Genomic DNA, 19,184 nt, shown 5'->3' with positions numbered 1-19,184 from the left:
GCCGAAAACCCCGGCCGGACCTTTACCGCCGCCCGCCTGCCACCCCGGCCCCGCGGGCGCGCCGGACGCGGGTCTTGCCGGTGTGCACCAGGAACGGAACCGCACGGCGGTGCACCCGCCCATGCGAGGCATGAACCGCCGCTGAGGGAACCGCAGCGGGCACTGCCCGCTCGGAAACGGCACGCTCCCGCAAGGCCCTCGCGTCCGCGCCCCGGTAGTAGAAGTGCTTGGCCGTCTCCACGAGCACGAGGTACAGCACCACCATTCCCACAAGCGCCAGGAAAAAGGGGCCAGGCAGGGGACGGAAACCGACGAGGCTGCCGAACGGCGTGTACGGAATGACGGCCCCGGCCGCCGCCACGGCCAGAACGCCGGCTGTGAGCGTGGCCGAGGCGCGGCTCCGGAAGAAGGGGATCCGGCGCGTCCGGATGACGAAGACGATCAGTGTCTGGGTGGCGAGCGATTCCACGAACCACCCGGCCCTGAACTCCTCCGGCGCCGCCTGGAAGACCCAGAGCATGAGCCCGAACGTCGCGAAGTCGAAGAGCGACGAGATAGGCCCGAAGATGAGCATGAAGTGCCGGATGGCGCCGATGTCCCAGTGCGCGGGCCGCCGGAGCTGGTCCGCGTCCACCCTGTCCGTGGGGATCGCCAGCTGGCTCGTGTCGTACAGCAGGTTGTTGAGCAGGATCTGCCCCGGGAGCATCGGCAGGAAGGCCAGGAACGCGCTGGCCGCCGCGGCGGAGAACATGTTGCCGAAGTTGCTGCTGGTTCCCATCAGCAGGTACTTGATGGTGTTGGCGAAGATCCGCCGCCCGCCCACCACGCCGTCGGCCAGCACGCCAAGGTCCTTCTCAAGAAGAACGACGTCGGCCGCGTCCTTCGCGACGTCCGTCGCGCTGTCCACGGAGATGCCGACGTCGGCCCGGTTCAGTGCGAGGGCGTCGTTAACGCCGTCGCCCAGGAAGCCGACGGCGTGGGCCCGCCTCAGAACGATGACGATCCGTGCCTTCTGCTCCGGTGAGACCCGGGCAAACACGCGGGCGCCGGCGGCGGCCGCGGCCAGTTCGTCGTCGTCCATGTCGCTGACCTGGGCACCGGTGAGGACGGCGCCCTCGGGCATGCCGAGCACGGAGATCACGTGCTGTGCCACGAGCGCGTTGTCGCCCGTGGCCACTTTGACCTCGACGCCGAGCCCCGCGAGCCGCTGGATCGACGCCCGGGCGTCGGCCTTGGGCTGGTCGATGAAGCTCAGGAAACCCGCCAGCGTGAGGCGGGTACCGCCGTCGTCCTTGTCTTCTGCGCCAGGCCCGGCGGCGGGCCCGCTCGCGACGGCGACTACCCGCGCCCCGCGCCGGAACAGTCCGTCGAGGAGCGTGCGGGCGTCGGGACTGACGCCGGCGCAGCGGTCGAGGACCGCCTCGGGCGCGCCCTTGAGGATGCGCACGGGGCCGCCGGCCCGGGCCACCGTGGTCTGGATGGTCCGCGTTTCGTGGTCGAAGGGGCGAAGGCCCAGCCGGTGCTGCCCGGCGAGCTGCGGCAGGAGTTCCGGAAAGGCCTCCCACAGGGCAGCGTCCACGGGGTTCTGCCCGGCACCGGAGGCGCCGGGTTCGGCGGGGTCGGCCTCGCAGCACAGCAGTGCGAGCTCGACGAGCTGCCCGGCCGCGTCCTGCCCCGGAGTGACCGGCAGCGCCTCCTCGAAGCCGATCCGCCCCTCGGTGAGCGTGCCGGTCTTGTCGGTGAGGAGGACGTCCAGGTTGCCCAGGTCCTCGATGGCGAGCAGCCGCTTGACCAGGACGCCGTCCTTGGCGAGGAGGCGCGAGCCTGCGGCGAGGCTGGTGCTCACGACGGCGGGCAGCAGCTGCGGCGTGATGCCCACGGCGATGGCGAGGGAGAAGAGGACCGAGTCGAGGAGCGGCCGCTGCAGCAGCAGGTTGATGGCCAGGATGCCCCCGGTGAGCGCCAGCCCGACCCACAGGAGCATGAGCGAGAACTCCTTGAGGCCGCGCTGGAAGGCCGTCTCGGGGAGGCCCTGGGCGAGGCCCGCGGCGATGTGGCCGAACTCCGTCTGGTGCCCGGTGGCGGTGACCACGGCGCGGGCGGTCCCGGCGTGGACCACCGTGCCCATGAGCAGGCAGCTGGAGAGGTCTGCGAGTGCAGAGCCGGCCGGAACGGGGTGCACGGACTTCTCCACCGCGGCCGATTCGCCGGTAAGGACGCCCTCGTCCGCCTCGAGGTCGTCGGCCTCGAGCAGGCGGGCGTCCGCCGGAACGATGTTCCCCAGGCCGATCCGGATCACGTCGCCCGGGACGAGTTCCCGCACGGGCAGGGGCCGCTCGGCCCCGGCCCTGACGACGACGATCGTGTGGCTGATGCGCCCGTGAAGATCCGCGGCGGTGCGTTCGGCCCTGTACTCATTCACGAAGCCGAGCAGGGCGCTGCCGAGCAGGATCGTGGCGATGATGGTCGCGTTCAGCTGGTCACCGGTAGCGAACGACATCCCCGCGGCGGCCACCAACAGCCCCTGCAGCGGGCTCGCGAACTGGCGGACCAGCACGTGCGGCCAGCTGACGCGCCGCGCCTCGAGGACGTTCGCGCCGAGGGCCAGGCGGCGGCCCGCTTCCGCCTCGGCGAGCCCGTCGGAGGCGGAGCCGAGCGCCGAAAGAACATCCCCGGCTGGCATCGTCGCCGCCCGGGCGACGGGCAGCTGCACGGACTGGGGGTGAGTCTGCACGCTCACGAGGCACACTCTACGCTCGCCCATCCCGGGCGCCTACACGCGGGAACGGGCCGGGGTTGGCAGGGGCCAGCCTCAGTCCCGGTCGTACCGGGCGAGTGCCTCTATGTAGACAGCGGCGGTTTCCTGGTCGCCCCTGTCGGTGTATTTGGCGATGATGTTCGCCAGGTCGTGTTTGATCACCCAGTGCGCGTCATAGGGTTCACGAGGAACCGGAACGTAATCGTTCATTGTTTCTCACCCCCTTGCGCATCCTCACGCTCCAGCAGATAGCGCAGAAACGCCGCCTGGTTGTCGATTTCCCGCTGTTTGCGCGGGGAAACCCACTCCAGCAATTCTTGGTCCTCAGCCATGTTGTCCACCCCTTCCAGGCTATGGATTGATGGTGAACCCGTTCATTCAAGATCGGCGAAAGTTTCAGGCAAGATCAGCCAAGTCTTCCTCTACAGCAACGCGGTCAGGACTCCAGCCCACGAAGGGTCTCCTTCGCGCCGTCGCCGTGCAGGCTGGCCAGGGCGTCGGAGTAGGCGGCCACAAAGCGCTCGTTGTCAACGAGGTCGCCGAAGACTTCCCGGTTCGAGATGAAGGACAGCGGGTCCTGCCGCTGGCGCGCTGCGGCGGCCATGAGCGTGTCCTTCAGCCGGTCCACCACGTCAATAGCACTGCCCTGCTCGTCAACGCCTTCCGCATACCGGGCCCAGCTCGCCACGATGGCCGCTGACCGCCGGATATCTCCCCCGTTACCGAGGTTGATGCGGACCACGGGCAGGAGCCACTTCGGGATCCTGTCCGAGCTCTCGGCGCACAGGCGGGCCAGAGTGTCGCGGACGTATTCGTTGGAGAACCGCTCGATCAGGGTGCGCTTGTAGGCGTCGAGGTCGATGCCGGGCACCGGCTGCAGGGTGGGGGTTGCTTCCCTGTCCATGTAGTCGAGCAGGAACCGGGCGAACAGCGGGTCCTGCGCCGCCTCGTGCGCGTAGCGGTAGCCGGCGAGATGGCCGAAGTAGCACATGCCCTGATGGCTGGCGTTGAGCAGCCGCAGCTTCATCAGCTCGTACGGCTCCACGTCCTCGACGAGCTGCACGCCGGCCTTTTCGAAGGACGGGCGGCCCAGGCTGAAGTGGTCCTCCAGCACCCACTGTTCGAACGGCTCGCAGACCACCGGCCAGCCGTCCTCCAGGCCGAATTCCTCGGCGATGGCCCGGCGGTCCTCGTCCGTGGTGACGGGGGTGATCCGGTCCACCATGCTGTTGGGGAACGGCACGTTCTCCGCCACCCAGGCGCCCAGCTCCGGATCCTTGAGCGACGCAAAGGCGGTGAACATCTTTCGCGCCACGTCGCCGTTGCCCTGGATGTTGTCGCAGGACATCACGGTGAAGGGCTCCAGGCCCCGATCACGACGGCGGCGCAGGGCTTCGGTGATGAGCCCGAAGGTTGTGCGCGGCGCGGCACCCGGCTGGAGGTCGTGGACCACGTCGGGGTTCCCGGCGTCGAAGTCCCCGGTGACGTGGTGGAAGTTGTACCCGCCCTCGGTGACTGTCAGCGAAACGATGCGGACGCCGTCGGACGCCATTTTCTCGATGACCGCCTCGGGGTCGTCGGGGGCGAAGAGGTACTCGATGATCGAGCCGATGACCCGGCCTTCGCGCGTGCCGTCGGGGTTCTTGACCACCAGCGTGTACAGGCAGTCCTGGCCGTCCATGACCTGCTTCATGCGGGCATCGCCGGGCAGGACGCCCACGCCGCAGATGGCCCAGTCGCGTGCCAGGCCGGCGTTCATCAGCTGGTCCAGGTACATGGCCTGGTGGGCGCGGTGGAAGCCGCCGACGCCGAAGTGGACGATCCCCGCGGTCAGGGCCGACCGGTCGTAGGACGGCCTGCCCAGGCTGACAGGGAGTTCGGTAAGTGTTGCATTCGTGAGCATGTGCTGTTTCCTTTCGGCGCGGGCTGTCAGCGGCCCGGGTAGACGACTGCTTTGAGCTGACCGGGCTGCTTGCCGGCCTTGAGCGCTTGCTCTGATTCGGCGAGGGTGAACCTGCCGGTGACCAGGATGTCCAGGTCCACCTTGCCGTCGGCTATGAGCTGGATGGCCAGCGGCCAGGTGTTGGTGTAGCGAAACACGCCGGAGAGCCAGATCTCACGGTTCTGGATGAAGGAGACGGGGAGTTCGACGTCGTCCGCCCCCAACCCGACCAGGATCACCTTGCCGGCGGGGCCGACGGCCCTTATGCCGGAACGGACCGCCTGGGGTGCGCCGGAAGCGTCAATAAACGCATCGACGTCGAGCCCTTCCACGCTGTCCGTCCGCGCGTTCAGCGCGTGCGTCGCCCCGTGCTCCAGCGCGAACGCGAGCCGGTCCTCGGCGATGTCGCTGATGTAGATCTCGGTGGCGGCGAACGCGCGGGCGGCCTGGGCGGCGATGATGCCGATGGGTCCGGCGCCGGCGATCAGCACCCGGCTGCCGGGCTTGATGCCGGCGCGTTCGCAGGCCCACAGCCCCACCGAGAGCGGCTCGATCAGGGCGGCGGCCTCGTCGCTGACGGTGTCCGGGATGTCGTACGCGAAGTCGGACTGGATGGTGACGTATTCGGCGAAGGCGCCGTCGACCGGCGGGGTGGCGTAGAACTCGATGTCCGGGCAGAGGTTGTACCGCCCGGCCTTGCATTGCCTGCAGGTCCGGCAGGGGCGCTGGGGTTCGACGGCGACCCGCTGGCCGATGCGTGCGGGGTCGACGGCGGTTCCGACGGCGGTGATCCGGCCGGAGAGTTCGTGGCCGAGGATCAGCGGGTGGTCCACCACGTAGTCGCCGATCCGGCCGTGCTCGTAGTAGTGGACGTCGCTGCCGCAGACGCCGACGGCGGCCACCTGCACCAGGACCTGGTCGGGCTCGAGGCCGGGGACGGGCAGGGTTTCCATCGACATGCTCCCCTGGCGCTTCAGGACGGCGGCGCGCATGGTGGCGGGCGTTGCTGGTTCCGTGTGGATGGCGGACTGGGCGGTTGATGTGGTCATCGAGGTGTTCCTTGGAAAATCGGGAGTGGAAGGGCGCTATTTGACGGCGCTGGTTATTTCACGGCGCCAAGGGAGAGGCCCTGGACGAGCTTGTCCTGCGCGGCGAAGCCGGCGCACAGCACGGGCAGGGAGATCACGACGGCGGCGGCGCAGACCTTCGCGAGGAACAGGCCCTGGCCGGAGACGAAGCCGGTGAGGAACACCGGGGCGGTGCCGGCGACGACGCCGGTGAGGACGCGGGCCAGCAGGAGTTCGTTCCAGCTGAAGATGAAGCAGATCAGGGCGGTGGCGGCGATGCCGGGCATGGCGACGGGGGCGATGATCTTGCGCAGGATGAGCAGGAGGCTGGCGCCGTCGATCTGGGCGGCCTCGAGCATTTCCTCCGGGACTTCGGCGAGGAAGGAGCGCATCATCCAGACGGCGATGGGCAGGTTCATGGAGGTGTACATCAGGATCAGGAACCAGATGTTGTCCAGCGCGCCCACGGTCCTCGCGAAGAGGTAGAGCGGCAGGATCGCGGCCACCACGGGCATCATCTTGGTGGAGAGGAAGAAGAACATGACGTCGGTCCACTTCTTCACCGGCCGGATGGACAGGGCGTAGGCGGCCGGGATGGCCAGTGCCAGGACCAGGACGGTGGAGAGGACCGAGGCGGTGGCGGAGTTGATCAGCGGCGGCCACGGGCTGACCCCGGAGCTGGCGCCGAAGAATTCCTTGTAGGCGTCCAGGGTGAGGTTGGCGGCGATGGACGGCGGGTTGGTGGCGGCGTCGGTTTCGGAGTGGAAGGAGGTCAGGATCATCCACAGGACCGGTGTGGCGAAGAGCAGGGCCAGCAGCCAGGCGGCGATGCCGGCGGCGGTGTTGTTCCGGGTGGGGTCCATCCGGGACTTGCGCCCGGATTTTCCGAAGCTGAGGCGGGAGCCTGTCTTCACGGCGGCGGGGCCGGGCTGCGTGCTGTGCGGCGTGGTGAGGGTGCTCATCGTGCTGCCTCCTTCTTGAAGAGCGAGAAAACGGTGCGCAGGGCGAAGGTCGCCACGATGATGGTGCCGATGACCACCACGACGCCGGCCGCGGAGGCCAGGCCGTATTCGTTGGCGAAGTAGAACGTCTGGTAGATCGCGTAGGGCAGGTTGGCGGTTCCCAGTCCCCCGGCGGTGAGGGTGAAGACGGAGTCGAAGTTCTGCACGATGTAGATCGCGCCGAGCAGGCCGCCGAGTTCGATGTACTGGCGCAGGTGCGGCAGGGTCAGGTGCCGGAAGATGGCCCAGGGCGTGGCGCCGTCCATCTGTGCGGCTTCCACGGTGTCCATCGGTCGGGACTGAAGTCCGGCCAGCAGGATGAGCATCATGAACGGGGTCCACTGCCAGACCAGGGACACGATGACGGCCATCAGCGGCGCCTGGGACAGCAGGTCCAGCTGGGGCGCGGCGTCGTTTCCGAACAGGGACCAGACCCAGGTCAGGATCCCGTTGATCAGCCCGTAGGTCGGGTTCAGCAGGGCGTGCTTCCAGATCAGGGCGGCGGCCACGGGCACCACCAGGAACGGGGCGATCAGCAGGGTCCGCGCCAGTCCCCTGCCGATGAATTTCTTGTCCAGCAGCAGGGCCAGGCCCAGTCCGATCAGCAGACTCAGCAGGACCACTGAAACGGTGAGGAGGATGGTGGTGAAGATGGCCTGGCGCAGGTCCGGATCGGTGAGGACCGTGACGTAGTTCTCCAGGCCGGCGAAGGCGGTCTTGTCCGGGCTCAGGCTGTTCCAGTTGAGGAACGAGATGATCAGCGTCACCGCGAACGGGAGCTGGGTGACGATGATGAGGAAGACCAGGGCCGGAAGCAGCGGTGCGCGCCGTGCCCAGGCCAGGGCGCGTTCCCGTGACCGGGCGTTCCGTGAGTTGGTGTTCCGTGGAGGTGTGGCTGCGTTGTGTCCCGGACGGGAGATACGCGCCGTTGCGGTAGTCATGGTGTTCTCCTGCGGTTGGGTTGAGGTCACTTGTACTTGGTGCCGACTTTTTCGGCGGCCTGCTGGCCCTTGGCCAGCGCGTCGGCCACGGTGCCCTGGCCCGCGATGGCGGAGCTGACGCCCTGGGAGACGCTGGTGCCCAGGGCCGCGAATTCGGGGATGCCGACGAACTGGATCCCGACGGCGGGGCGCGCCTGGGCTCCGGGGTTCTTCGGGTCGGCGTTTTCAATGGCGAAGCGTTCGGCCTTGAAGAACGGCGCGGCCTGCTGGAACTCGGCGTTCTCGTAGGTGGAGATGCGCTTGCCGGAAGGGACCTTCGCCCAGCCGAGCTTGGCGGCAACGAGTTCCTCGTAGTCCTTCGAGCTGGCCCAGGCGATGAACTTCCCGGCAGCGTCCTGCTTCTTCGAGGCCGCCTGCATGGCCCAGGACCAGGTCCACAGCCAGCCGGAGGACTTGGTGTTTTTCACCGGTGCCTGGGCGTAGCCGATCTTGCCCTTCACTGGTGATGCCTCGGATTCCAGCGCGCCGGCGGCCGAGGTGGCGTCGTACCACATGGCCACCTTGCCCTGGCTCATGTTGTTCAGGCACTCGGTGAACCCGGCCTGCGCGGCCCCGGCCTCCCCGTGCTCGCGGACCAGCTTGGTGTAGAACTCGGTGGCGGCGGTGAACTCGGGTGCGTTGACCTGCGCGTTCCAGTCCTTGTCGAACCAGGTCCCACCGTAGGTGTTCACCACGGTGGTCAGCGGAGCGAAGACCTGGCCCCAACCGGGCTGGCCGCGCAGGCAGATGCCCTTCATCCCCGGGGCTGCACCGTCCACCTTGGCCGCAATGTCGGCCACCTCATCCCACGTCGGCTTCTCCGGCATCGTCAGGCCCTTGGCCTCCAGGATGTCCTTGCGGTACATCAGGAACGAGGACTCGCCGTAGAAGGGCTCGCCATAGAGCTTGCCGTCCTTGCCCGTGAGGGATGCCGTGTAGGCGGGCAGGATGTCCGCCTGGTTGAACTTGGGATCCTTGGCCACGCTGTCCAGCGGTGCTAGCCAGTGGTTGGCCGCGAAGAAGGGGATCTCGTAGTTCGACAGGGACGCGACGTCGTACTGGCCGGCCTGGCTGGAGAACTCCTGGCTGATCTTGGCCCGGACGTCGTTCTCCGGCAGGACCGTGTAGTTGACCCGGATGCCGGTTTCCTTCGTGAAATTGTCCGCGGTCAGCTTCTGCAGGTCCTCCATCTGGGGGTTGTTCACCATCAGCACGTTGATGCTGTTCGGGTCGCCGGCAGCTGATCCGCCGCCCGCACCGGCGCAGGCCGAGGCGGACAAGGCGATGCACAGGGCACCTGCGGCCAGTGAGGCGGCGCGCATGTTGGGACGCATAAGAACTCCTTTGTGCTCAAGAGTCGGGACACGAGCCGGGCCGAAGTAGTAAGCCAGACTCAAGGGCCGCTAGGCCCGGTCGGTTCTCAGTTGAGATGCTCATATGAGCAACAGCAAATGCTCATCTGTCATGTGACTCTAGTCATATATACTCGTTTGAGCAAGAGGCAATACTCAAATGATCAGGTGTGCGAGAGGTGACGAGCATGACGGAGCATTCCCATGAGGAGCTTCTGGCGCGCATCAGCAGCGAGTACTACCTGGAAAACCGCTCCAAGGTGGAGATCGGCGCCAGCTACGAGATCTCGCGGTTCCAGGTGGCCCGGCTGCTCACGGAGGCCCGCGAGACGGGCATCGTGGAGATCAAGGTGAACTTTCCGTCCCGCGTCTCCAAAGCCGACATCCGCCGCATCGAGTCGGCGCTGGGGATTGGCGAGGTAATCGTCGCGGACACCAACGGGGATGTGATCCAGGCGCGCGGCATCCTGGCCAAGGCGGCCGCCGTCGAAATCTCCCGGCAGGCACCAGCGGGCGGGACCATGGGCATCTCCTGGTCCCGCACCCTGGACGTGGCGTCGCGGCTGGTCCGGGAGCTTCCCCGGTGCGACGTCGTCCAGCTTGCCGGCGCCCTCCCCACGGAAGGCGAGAGCAATCCGCTCGAGCTGATCCAGCGGCTGGGACATGTGAGCGGGGGGCTCACCTGGCCGCTGTGGGCACCGTTGGTGGTGGAAGATCCGACGACGGCGGCCGGCTTGCGCCGTCAGCCCGAGATCGCCGAGGCACTGGCCAAGGCGGATTCACTCGATCTGGCCGTCGTGGCAATCGGGGCGTGGAAGCCGGCCACCTCTACCATCTGGGACCGCGCCGACGCCGGACTGCGCCAGGCGGCCATCGAGGCCGGCGCAGTGGCCGAGTGTTCAGGCCGGCTGCTTGACGCTGCGGGTGTCCCGGTGGAATCGGGGCTGGACGAGCAGATCATCGCCGTCACCATCAAGCAGCTGCAGCGGACCCCGAAGGTGATTGCCGTGGCCCAGGGGGAAGGGCGCGCTGAAGGCGTGCTGGCCGTGGCCAAGGCCGGGTTCGTCACCACCCTGATCATCGATTCACCGCTGGCCCGGGCCCTGACTGACCTGATCGCCGAGTCCGCTGGCTGAGCCTTTCGAAACCCAGCACCGTTGGTTGAGCTGTTGAAACTGCTTCGGTCGCCGTCGTACCGCGCAACTCCACACCAACGCGGTCCGCGTCAGCGAGCGCCGCGAGCCACCTTGAGCGCCTAAACTCCCTTCGCCCTGGCCTGAACCAGATTGGCGAACGGCAGTCTTCCGTAAATGCCGATGAATTTCGCGTGGTACATGGCTTCGGCAGAGTTCACCTCGGAAGCCGGCAGTTCCTTCCACGCGATGAGTAGCGATTGGGAGTCGGCGAGTTGCCAGATGAGCCGCCCGTCCCAATGGCCCACAGGCTTCCCGCGGCCGAAGTCAGTGAACTCCTGAATATGTTTTCGTAGTCCCCGGTTGCCCGTGCTTCCTGGACCTGCTTTCCCGATGTACAGGACGTCAGCTTTCTCGACCCACTCGTCCTCCAAGGCAGGATGGGGCAGGGATGGATCCCGCTTCTTGAATCGGGCTCCCGAGCTCTTTGCAAGGAACTGTCGTTCGAAGCCCTCGGGTTTGAGCACCACATAGATTCCGGTGGACCTCGGAACCCGGTTGATGTCGAGCTGATCAAACGATCTAAATCCAGCGAACCCGTCGTCTGTTAGCGTCTGCTTGTTGATCTGCAATGCGTGTTCCTTAATCTGGATCGTTGCGCCTGAGCAGATACCGGCTACTCAAGGTGTGCGTAATCCGGTAGCGCGAACGTCTGGGCTGGTGGGCCGCCCCGGCTCATACGGGTGGCGATTCCACGCACCACCCGCGTGCCGGCTACGCGCACAGCAGCCTGCAGCAGGGCGACGCCGGCTCGTGAGGTGGGGTTCGCGATCCTCGGTACACCGGGCGGCAGCTTTTGGGTCTGGTTGACCCACGGCCGCATTATCCGCTCATACGCGGCCAAGCCATCGCATAGGGCCGTGTGCTTGGCGATCTCTCCCGCCAGCACGTAGGCCCCGACGACAGCGAGAGTCGTGCCCATCCCTGTCATCGGGGAAGGACAATGGGCGGCGTCACCGACCAGCACGACGTGGCCTTTCGACCATCGAGGGGCGTGCACTTGGCCCACTTCCTCGAAGTACAGGTCCTCGACGTCTTCCAGCGCTCTAAGTACGCGGTCGGTCTCCCAGCCGCCGCCGGAGAAGGTCTGGCGCAGCAGTGCGCGCTGCTCCTCCGGTGTCCGCCCGCTGGCGGGGTCGCGCTTTTCACCCCGGGACAGCGTGCGGGTAATCAGCACACGCATGGTGCCGTACCGGTCCGGCCGCAGGGAGATGGTGCCACCGGGGGTGTTGAACCACCGCCACCAGTCGGTGTCCGAGTCGGTGCGGGCGATCGTCGCCCAGGTCGCCTCCAGACCCAGGGACGTCACTACCGGTTCGTCACCGAAGACCAGCCTGCGGGTGTCGGAGCCGATGCCGTCGGCGGCGACGACGAGGTCGAACCGTTCCGCGCTGCCCTGCTCGAACGTCACCAGGGCGGCGTCGCCTTCCGGCTGCAGCGATGTGATGCGGTCGCCGAAGCGGTAGTCGGTACTGGCAGAGGTGTTGGAGACAAGCAGCTCGGCGAGGTCGCCGCGCAGGATCTCCACCTCGGAGGTCAGGCTCATGCCGCTTGGGTCCCCGACCGGGAACCGCGCCAACACCTGCCCGCGCGCCCCGACGAACTCCAGCCCAGACTCACCGGTGTGGGCAGCGCGGACCTGGTCCTCCAGCCCCATCCTCCGGATGACCTGAAGTCCCGCCCCGTTGACGTCAACGTTCTGCCCACCGGTGCGCAGAGCCGGCGCCCGCTCCACAACGGTCGTGCGCCAGCCATAGCGCTCCAGCCAGTAGGCCAGCGCCGGACCGGCGACGCTCGCACCTGCGATCAAAACGGAAGGAGTAGGCATGCTCCGAGGGTAGCCCAAGCAACCCTGCCGAAGATGCGGAAGAGTTTTTGTCCAGATAATGGCTTCTGGAAGCCTCTGAGCGGCCATTATCTGGACAAAAACTCGAAATGCGTTGCCTTTGGATGTCCGCGGTGCCCCTTAGAGTGAACTGACGGCAAGTGAGGCGCAGCACCGCGAGGACCGGATGGACTACTACGCAATCAACGCCCTGCGTGAGAACCATGCAGGCTGGTCCCTGCTGCGCGCCCAGAACGCCCCGCTCGCCATCTCGTTTTTCATGGCCGCCTTCACCGGTCCCAACCAAAGGAACCTCGGCCGGCAGCAGCTCATCGACAGCCTGGACGACGTGCTCTTCGGCCTGCGGGATGCCTACGGCGAGGACAAGTTCCCGCGGCAGGCAGCTGAATACCTGGACGACTGGGCCGCCCCCGAAAGGGCCTGGCTACGGAAGTACTACATCCAGGGCCACGACGAGCCACGGTACGATCTCACCCCTGCCGCGGAGGATGTGGTCCGCTGGGTGGAGAGCCTCAAGGGCAGGGACTTCGTCGCCACCCAGTCGCGGCTCACCAGCATCTTCGCCGTCCTCGAGCGGCTGGTCCAGCAGTCCGAGACGGACCCCGAGGTGCGCCTGAACGAACTGCAACAGCAAAGAGACAACATCGACGCCGAGATGCAGCGCATCCGCGACGGCAACATCCGCGTCATGACAGCCCCTGAAGCGCTGGACCACTTCCAACAGCTGCAAGCATTGGCCAAGGACCTCCTCTCCGACTTCCGCGAGGTCGAACAGAACTTCCGGAAACTGGACCGCCAGGTCCGCGAGCAGATCGCCACGTGGGATGGCACCCAGGGCGAGCTGCTGGAATCCATCTTCGCCAACCAGCAGGACATCAGCAGCTCCCTGCAGGGCCGGACGTTCCAGGGCTTCTGGGACTACCTCATGTCGCCGGAATCCCGGCGGAAACTGCAGGAACTCCTCCAGCGCGCCACCCAGATCGAGGCACTGGCCAGCACCGATAACCTGCACGCGGTGACCAATCTGCACCAGGACTGGCTGCCCGCCGTCGAACAGACGCAGGGCACCGTCCGCCAGCTGTCCCAGCAGATGCGCCGGCTGCTGGACGACAAGGTGTTCCTCGAGAACAAGCGCATCATGCAGCTGATCCGGAGCGTCGAATCGGGCGCGCTGGCAACACGGGAACAGCCCCCGCAAGGGGACTTCATCGCCATTGACGGTCCGCAGGTGGACATCACGTTGCCGTTCGAACGGCCGCTGTACGAGCCCAGCCGGCGGGTCATGGTGGAGGACCACATCGAAACCGCCGACGACGCAGACGTGGACGCCGGCGCACTGTTCAGCCAGTTCCACGTGGACAAAGAACGGCTCAAAGCCAACATCGACGCCGTCCTCGCCGAGGCGGAACAGGCCACTCTCGCCGAGATCACAAAGAAGCACCCCGTCACGCAGGGGCTGGCGGAGATCGTGGCCTACTACCAGCTGGCCACGGAGTCGGACTGGGCCACCATCAACGCAGAGACTGAGCAGCACATAGCCTGGCAACTGGAAGACGGCAGCATGCGCGAAGCCACCCTCGAACAGATCATCTTCGGAAGGCCCGCATGAATCCGGCAGCGAATTTCCCAGCCACAACCGAAACGGAAAGCCGCACGCCCGAGGAACTTCCCGGCGTCGTCACCCGGCTCTTCAAAGGCGTGCTGTACGCCGAAACTGACGAGAAGATCTGGCAGTCGCTGCTGGGCCTGTCCTCGCAGGTCCGCGACTACGTGTCCGTGCTTGGGCTGGACCTGATCCTGGACGAGTCCGAGGGCTACGCGTTCCTGAAGTCGCGCGAGGATCCCGACGGCACGCTTCCCCGGCTCATCGCCCGCCGCACGCTCACCTTCAACGTCAGCCTGCTGCTGGTGCTCCTGCGCCGCCGCATGCTGGAGTTCGACATCAACAGCAGCGAAGTCAGGCTCATCATGACCGAGCAGGACATCGTGGACATGGTCTCGCTGTTCCGGCCGGAATCCAGTAACGAGGCCCGGACGCTGGACCGGCTCCGTGCCGACATCAAGAAAGTGGTGGAGCTCGGCTTTCTTCGGAAGCTCAAGGGACAGGCGGACACGTACGAGGTGGCCCGCATCCTCAAGGCGTTCGTGGACGCCCAGTGGCTGGAGGAGTTCGATACGCGGCTGGCGGACTACCGTGCGACGCTCGCCGGAACGCTGGGCGCCGAGACGCTGGGCGCCGGGACCCCGGAGGAGGACAGCAAGTGAGCACTGAAGTGCAGGACACGCTCTTCAGCCTGGAGGAAAAGACGGACGACGGCGGGACTCCCCCGGGCTTCCGGCTGCACCGTCTGGAGCTGCTCAACTGGGGCACGTTCCACCAGGGCGTGCGGACATTCCGGTTGGACGGCGCCAACAGCCTGCTCACCGGCGACATCGGCTCGGGCAAGTCGACCGTCGTGGACGCGATCACCACCCTGCTGCTGCCGGCCCACAAGATCGAGTACAACAAGGCGGCCGGCGCGCAGAAGAAGGAACGCTCGCTGATGTCGTACGTGCGCGGCTTCCACAAGAGCACGCGCAGCATCGGCGGCGAGTACTCCAGGCCCGTGGCCCTGCGCAGCACCGGGGCACTGACCGTGGTGCTCGCGGTCTTCCACAATGCGGTGCTCGGCAGGTCGGTCACGCTGGCCATCACGCTGTGGGCCACGCAGGAGGCGGGCCAGCCAAGCCGCTTCTACTCCCTGGCCGAGGCGGACCAGTCCATCGCGGCGGACTTCTCCAACTTCGGCCAGGATCCCGCCAAGCTGAAGAAGAAGCTCCGTGCCGCCGGAGCCGCCGTGCACGACACCTTCGAACCCTACGCCGCGGCCTTCAAGCGGCAGTTCGGCATCAGCGGCAACCAGGCCATGGAGCTGTTCCACCGCACGGTGTCCATGAAGCAGGTGGAGAACATCACCTCCTTCGTGCGGATCAACATGCTGGAGGAGGACAACGTCGCCGAACGGATCGGCAAGCTCATCCACCACTTCGACGACCTGAAGAAGGCCCACGAGGCGGTGCTGCGGGCGAAGGACCAGATCGCCCTCCTGACCCCGATCAGGGACGGCGCCGAACAGCACGCCAAGCTGAGCCGCGAGGACGAGCTGGCCCGGCAGCAGCGGGACCAGCTGCACCCCTGGTTCACGGACCGGAAGCTGCAGCTGAGCCTGGAGCACCAGCAGGAGCTGGAGCGGACCGGGGAACGGCTGCAGGAGGACAGTGCCAAGCTCCGCACTGAGACCGCCGATAAGCGGCACGAGCTGCAGGCAGTGCAGGAGGATATCCGCACCAACGGCGGCGGCCGGCTCGCCGCGATCGATGCCGACATCGCCCGGCTCGCTGGTGAATCGAGGACCCAGCGGCAGCGCTTCGACACCTACACGGAGGCCGCGAAGGACCTGGGGCTGAGGACGCCCGAGGACAAGGTGCTCTTCGACGGCAACCGTGCACGGCTCGGCGACGTCGAGAAGCAGCTCGCCGAACAGTCCGATGAGCTGCAGGAGGACCGGACTCAGCTGACCATTGCCCGCACCGGACTGAACAACCGGCTCACGGAAATCGGCGCCGAGCTGCGCAGTCTGCAGTCCCGCCCCAACCTGCTGCCGATCCCCCAACTCGAGCTCCGCCGTCGGCTGTGTGACGGCACGGGGATTGCGGAAGCGGCGCTGCCGTATGCCGGCGAACTGCTGCGGGTCCGGGACGGTGAGGGCGCCTGGGAGGGCGCGGCAGAGCGCACGCTGCACGGCTTCGCGCTGTCCCTGCTGGTGCCGGCCGAACACTACGCGGCGGTGAGCAGCTGGGTGGATGCCAACAACCTGAAGGGCCGGCTGGTCTACCTCCGGATCGGCGAATCCCCGGCGGCCAGGACGGCGGAGCCAGGAACGCTGGCCGCGAAGATCGCCATCAAGCCGAACACACCCTTCCGCAACTTCCTGCTGGACGAGCTGGCCACCCGGTTCGACCACTACTGCTGCGACACCCTCGAGGACTTCCGCCGCTATCCGAAGGCGCTCACCGTCAACGGCCAGCTCAAGGGCGGCCGGGGCAGACACGAAAAGGATGACCGGCGCGAGCTCACGGACCGCCGCAACTATGTGCTCGGCTGGGACAACCACGACAAGATCAGCCGCTTCCTCGCCGAACAGGACGAGGTGTGGGGCCAGCTCCGGGTGACGGATGCGCAGCTGGCCAAGGTGAACGAGAGCCTCGGCGCGCTGGGCCGGCAGAACCAGCAGCTGGGCACCGTCCGGTCGGTGGCGGACTTCGGCGAGATCAGCTGGCAGCTTACGGCGCGAAGGATTGAGGAGCTCAAGGCCGAGAAGACCGAGCTGGAAACCGCCAGTGACGTGCTCAAACAGCTGACCGCCAAGGAATCTGCCGTCACCGCCGAGCTTGAGCGGCTGGAGGAGCGCGTCGGCAAGCTGCGCGAGCGCCTGGGCGCGAACGAGAAGGACGCGCGGGACATCTCCGAGGCGATCGAGGAATGCCGCGGCATTCTCGCCGAGACTCCCCTGACGGACGACGGCGGGGTGCTGGCCGCCGTCGAGCAGCTCACCACCGCGGCGCTTGGCGAGAAGACGCTGACCTACAAGAACACAGGCACGGCGGAAAGCACCGTCCGGGCCGGGCTGACGGACACCATCGACGCGCTGTCCAAGCGCATCGCGCGGGCGGCGGAGGGCACCGTCCGGCTGATGGCGGACTTCCGCAACAAGTACCCGAACGAGACCACGGACATCGACGCCGCCCTCGAGGCGGCGCCGGACTACAACCGGCTGCTGGAGCAGCTGGTCAGCAACGACCTGCCCCGGTTCGAGGCGCACTTCAAGGAGTCGCTGAACCAGAACACCATCCATGAGGTGGTGGCATTCAACGCGTTCCTGGACAGCCGGCGGCAGGACATCGTGAACCGGATTGGCGAGATCAACCAGTCGCTGGCGGGGATTGAGTACAACCCGGGCCGGCACATCCAGCTGGAGCACCAGAACAGCTCGGACCAGGACGTGCGCGAGTTCGGCGTGGATCTGCGGGCGTGCTCGGAGGGGACCATCGGCGACGAGGACCAGTACTCGGAGCAGAAGTACCTGCAGGTGGAGCGGCTGATCGAGCGCTTTCGGGGACGCGAGGGCCTGACCACGCTGGATGAGCGGTGGACGGCGAAGGTCACGGATGTCCGGAACTGGTTCACGTTCTCGGCGTCGGAGAAGTGGACCGAGACCGGCGAGGAGTTCGAGCACTTCACGGACTCGGGCGGCAAGTCCGGCGGGCAGAAGGAGAAGCTGGCGTACACGATCCTCGCGGCGGCGCTGGCGTTCCAGTTTGGGCTGGGGTCTGGTGCTGGCGCGTCGAAAAATGCGAAAAGCGGCCGGAGTTTCCGATTCGTGGTGATCGACGAGGCGTTCGGGCGCGGGTCCGACGAGTCCGCGCGGTACGGGCTGCAGCTGTTCCAGCGGATGAAGCTGCAGCTGCTGATCGTCACGCCGCTGCAGAAGATCCACGTGATCGAGCCGTTCGTCTCGCACGTGGGCTTTGTGGCGAACACCAACGGAGACGACTCGCAGCTGCGCAACATGACCATTCAGGAGTACCGCGACGAACGGGACCGGCGTGCCGGCTGAGACTTCGTCCTGGACCACGGTGGCCGGGCTTCGGGCGCTGTCGCTAAAGGCGTGGAACAGCGGGGCGCTGCTGCGGGAATTGCTGGAGCCGTCGGGCGCGTACCCGCGCCGCCGTTCGCTGAAACGCCCGACGGCGGCAGCCCTGTTGAGCGATTACGCTGCGGCCCATCGGTGGGCGGCTGAGCTGTTCGCTGGGGCGGGTCCCTACTCGTTGGAGACGGTGGAGGTGGGGCACCGGACCGTGGGCTCTAACCGGATTCCGGCTGCTGCGGTGTTCGTGACCGTGGAGGACGAAGTTGCCTTCGTTGGGAAGTCCCGGGAGGCCGCACGGTTCCAGGAGCTGGCCTCTCAGCTGGGTGAGCTGGATCCGCTGCTTCTGGGGTGGGCGGCCCGGCGGACGCTGAAGCTTTTGGAACTGGGTTCTGATGCTCTGACTGCTGCTCGGGTGGCAATGTGGCTTCGGGACAATGCTGTGCCGGGCATTTACGTCCGGCAGCTCGCACTTCCCGGCGTGCACACAAAGTTCATCGAGCGGAATCGGCAGGTTATTGATCAGCTGCTTGCCGCTCTTTCGCCGGTATCCGAAGGCAGCGAGGCGGATACCGACTCCGAAGCCTCCGCGGACGTCCCTGAGCCGGACGCGAGCGAGTCTGATGCTGCCCTGGAAAGCGGTGCCGGCCGTACCCCGGCGGCCCGCTTCGCCCGACGGCACGGATTCCTGCACCCGCCCGAGCTGGTCCGGTTCCGCATCCTCGACCCTGAAATTTCTGTGCTGGGCTGCGCCAGGGACATCACTGTGACGGCTGAGGCCTTCAGCACGCTCCAGCTGCCGGTGCACACCGTGATCGCGACAGAGAACCAGGTCAATTTCCTCGCATTACCGGAGCGGGGCGAAACCCTCGCCCTCTATGGAGCCGGATACGGATTCTCTTCCCTGCGTGACGCGGCGTGGCTTCGCGACTGCCAGATCCTGTACTGGGGCGACATCGACACCCATGGCTTCCGAATCCTGGACCAGCTCCGCGCGGTGCACCCGCACGTGGAGAGCGTGCTGATGGACGAGGAAACGCTGCTGACGCACAGAGACGCATGGGGACAGGAGCCGACGCCGTCGAGGGCGATCTTGACCAAACTCACGGCCACGGAAACCGCCCTGTACGAAGCCCTCGGCAATGACACCTACGGATCAGCCGTCCGCCTCGAACAGGAGTTGATCAACTGGCACTGGGCCCTCAAACGCCTCCTGTGATCGAGCCTATCGAGATCCGCTGGTTGAGCCCGTCGACAGAAACCTAGACCCCTCGTCCCGTACATGTGCGGCCCCCCCCGAGAACTACTTCCTCCACACCTGGTTCTCGGAACTTTATTTGCTTCGAATAAAGTTCCCT

The 19,184-nt window shown here is 66.6% G+C and carries 15 protein-coding genes; 5 read left to right on the top strand and 10 right to left on the bottom strand.

From position 1 onward, the window contains the following. Window positions 1-22: 22 nt before the first annotated feature. The 8 genes from mgtA to ACFRAU_RS04775 form a co-directional block, all read right to left on the bottom strand. The gene (mgtA, locus tag ACFRAU_RS04810) at window positions 23-2,740 is read right to left on the bottom strand and encodes a magnesium-translocating P-type ATPase (RefSeq protein ID WP_377999037.1); all 2,718 of its coding nucleotides are present in this window, start codon (window positions 2,738-2,740) and stop codon (window positions 23-25) included. Between the two features lie 72 nt (window positions 2,741-2,812). After that, on the bottom strand, window positions 2,813-2,968 hold the full coding sequence (locus ACFRAU_RS04805; protein WP_377994883.1) for a hypothetical protein: 156 nt from the start codon (window positions 2,966-2,968) through the stop codon (window positions 2,813-2,815). Beyond that, window positions 2,965-3,090, bottom strand: coding sequence for a hypothetical protein (locus ACFRAU_RS04800; RefSeq protein WP_377994884.1), 126 nt, complete (start codon window positions 3,088-3,090; stop codon window positions 2,965-2,967). Before ACFRAU_RS04800 ends, ACFRAU_RS04805 begins: the two co-directional genes overlap by 4 nt. Before the next feature lie 104 nt (window positions 3,091-3,194). After that, complete coding sequence (locus ACFRAU_RS04795) at window positions 3,195-4,661, bottom strand: mannitol dehydrogenase family protein (RefSeq protein WP_377999036.1); 1,467 nt, start codon at window positions 4,659-4,661, stop codon at window positions 3,195-3,197. Window positions 4,662-4,687: 26 nt separating this feature from the next. After that, window positions 4,688-5,749, bottom strand: coding sequence for an NAD(P)-dependent alcohol dehydrogenase (locus ACFRAU_RS04790; RefSeq protein WP_377999035.1), 1,062 nt, complete (start codon window positions 5,747-5,749; stop codon window positions 4,688-4,690). A gap of 53 nt (window positions 5,750-5,802) precedes the next feature. Beyond that, on the bottom strand, window positions 5,803-6,729 hold the full coding sequence (locus tag ACFRAU_RS04785; protein WP_377999034.1) for a carbohydrate ABC transporter permease: 927 nt from the start codon (window positions 6,727-6,729) through the stop codon (window positions 5,803-5,805). Further along, a complete protein-coding gene (locus ACFRAU_RS04780; RefSeq protein ID WP_377999033.1) occupies window positions 6,726-7,709 on the bottom strand; it encodes a carbohydrate ABC transporter permease in 984 nt (327 codons plus the stop codon). The genes ACFRAU_RS04785 and ACFRAU_RS04780 overlap by 4 nt, the downstream gene beginning before the upstream one ends. A 26-nt stretch (window positions 7,710-7,735) precedes the next feature. Then, window positions 7,736-9,082 carry an ABC transporter substrate-binding protein gene (locus ACFRAU_RS04775; protein ID WP_377999032.1) on the bottom strand — a complete coding sequence of 449 codons (1,347 nt, stop codon included), beginning with the start codon at window positions 9,080-9,082 and terminating at the stop codon, window positions 7,736-7,738. A 206-nt stretch (window positions 9,083-9,288) separates the two neighbouring features. Between ACFRAU_RS04775 and ACFRAU_RS04770 the strand changes: the two genes are divergently transcribed. Further along, on the top strand, window positions 9,289-10,236 hold the full coding sequence (locus ACFRAU_RS04770) for a sugar-binding transcriptional regulator (RefSeq protein ID WP_377999031.1): 948 nt from the start codon (window positions 9,289-9,291) through the stop codon (window positions 10,234-10,236). 119 nt (window positions 10,237-10,355) lie between these two features. Here ACFRAU_RS04770 and ACFRAU_RS04765 read toward each other — a convergent pair whose 3' ends face one another. Together ACFRAU_RS04765 and ACFRAU_RS04760 are read right to left on the bottom strand one after the other, a co-directional pair. Further along, complete coding sequence (locus ACFRAU_RS04765) at window positions 10,356-10,865, bottom strand: hypothetical protein (RefSeq protein WP_377999030.1); 510 nt, start codon at window positions 10,863-10,865, stop codon at window positions 10,356-10,358. Between the two features lie 44 nt (window positions 10,866-10,909). Continuing rightward, complete coding sequence (locus ACFRAU_RS04760) at window positions 10,910-12,121, bottom strand: FAD-dependent monooxygenase (protein ID WP_377999029.1); 1,212 nt, start codon at window positions 12,119-12,121, stop codon at window positions 10,910-10,912. Between the two features lie 184 nt (window positions 12,122-12,305). On the opposite strand from ACFRAU_RS04760, the gene ACFRAU_RS04755 reads away from it, so the two are divergent. Genes ACFRAU_RS04755 through ACFRAU_RS04740 form a run of 4 tightly spaced genes read left to right on the top strand, consistent with a single transcriptional unit; the run spans window position 12,306 to window position 19,045 of the window. Further along, entirely contained in the window at window positions 12,306-13,748 is a 1,443-nt protein-coding gene (locus tag ACFRAU_RS04755) for a DUF3375 domain-containing protein (RefSeq protein ID WP_377999028.1), read from the top strand. Beyond that, the gene (locus ACFRAU_RS04750) at window positions 13,745-14,404 is read left to right on the top strand and encodes a DUF4194 domain-containing protein (protein ID WP_377999027.1); all 660 of its coding nucleotides are present in this window, start codon (window positions 13,745-13,747) and stop codon (window positions 14,402-14,404) included. Before ACFRAU_RS04755 ends, ACFRAU_RS04750 begins: the two co-directional genes overlap by 4 nt. Further along, window positions 14,401-17,796 carry an ATP-binding protein gene (locus ACFRAU_RS04745; protein ID WP_377999026.1) on the top strand — a complete coding sequence of 1,132 codons (3,396 nt, stop codon included), beginning with the start codon at window positions 14,401-14,403 and terminating at the stop codon, window positions 17,794-17,796. The genes ACFRAU_RS04750 and ACFRAU_RS04745 overlap by 4 nt, the downstream gene beginning before the upstream one ends. Continuing rightward, the gene (locus tag ACFRAU_RS04740) at window positions 17,786-19,045 is read left to right on the top strand and encodes a Wadjet anti-phage system protein JetD domain-containing protein (protein ID WP_377999025.1); all 1,260 of its coding nucleotides are present in this window, start codon (window positions 17,786-17,788) and stop codon (window positions 19,043-19,045) included. The genes ACFRAU_RS04745 and ACFRAU_RS04740 overlap by 11 nt, the downstream gene beginning before the upstream one ends. Window positions 19,046-19,184 lie beyond the last annotated feature (139 nt).

Source organism: Arthrobacter sp. NPDC056691 (assembly GCF_042791415.1).
In the GTDB taxonomy this organism is placed as follows: domain Bacteria; phylum Actinomycetota; class Actinomycetes; order Actinomycetales; family Micrococcaceae; genus Arthrobacter.
This window is presented reverse-complemented; position numbering and strand designations above follow the sequence as displayed.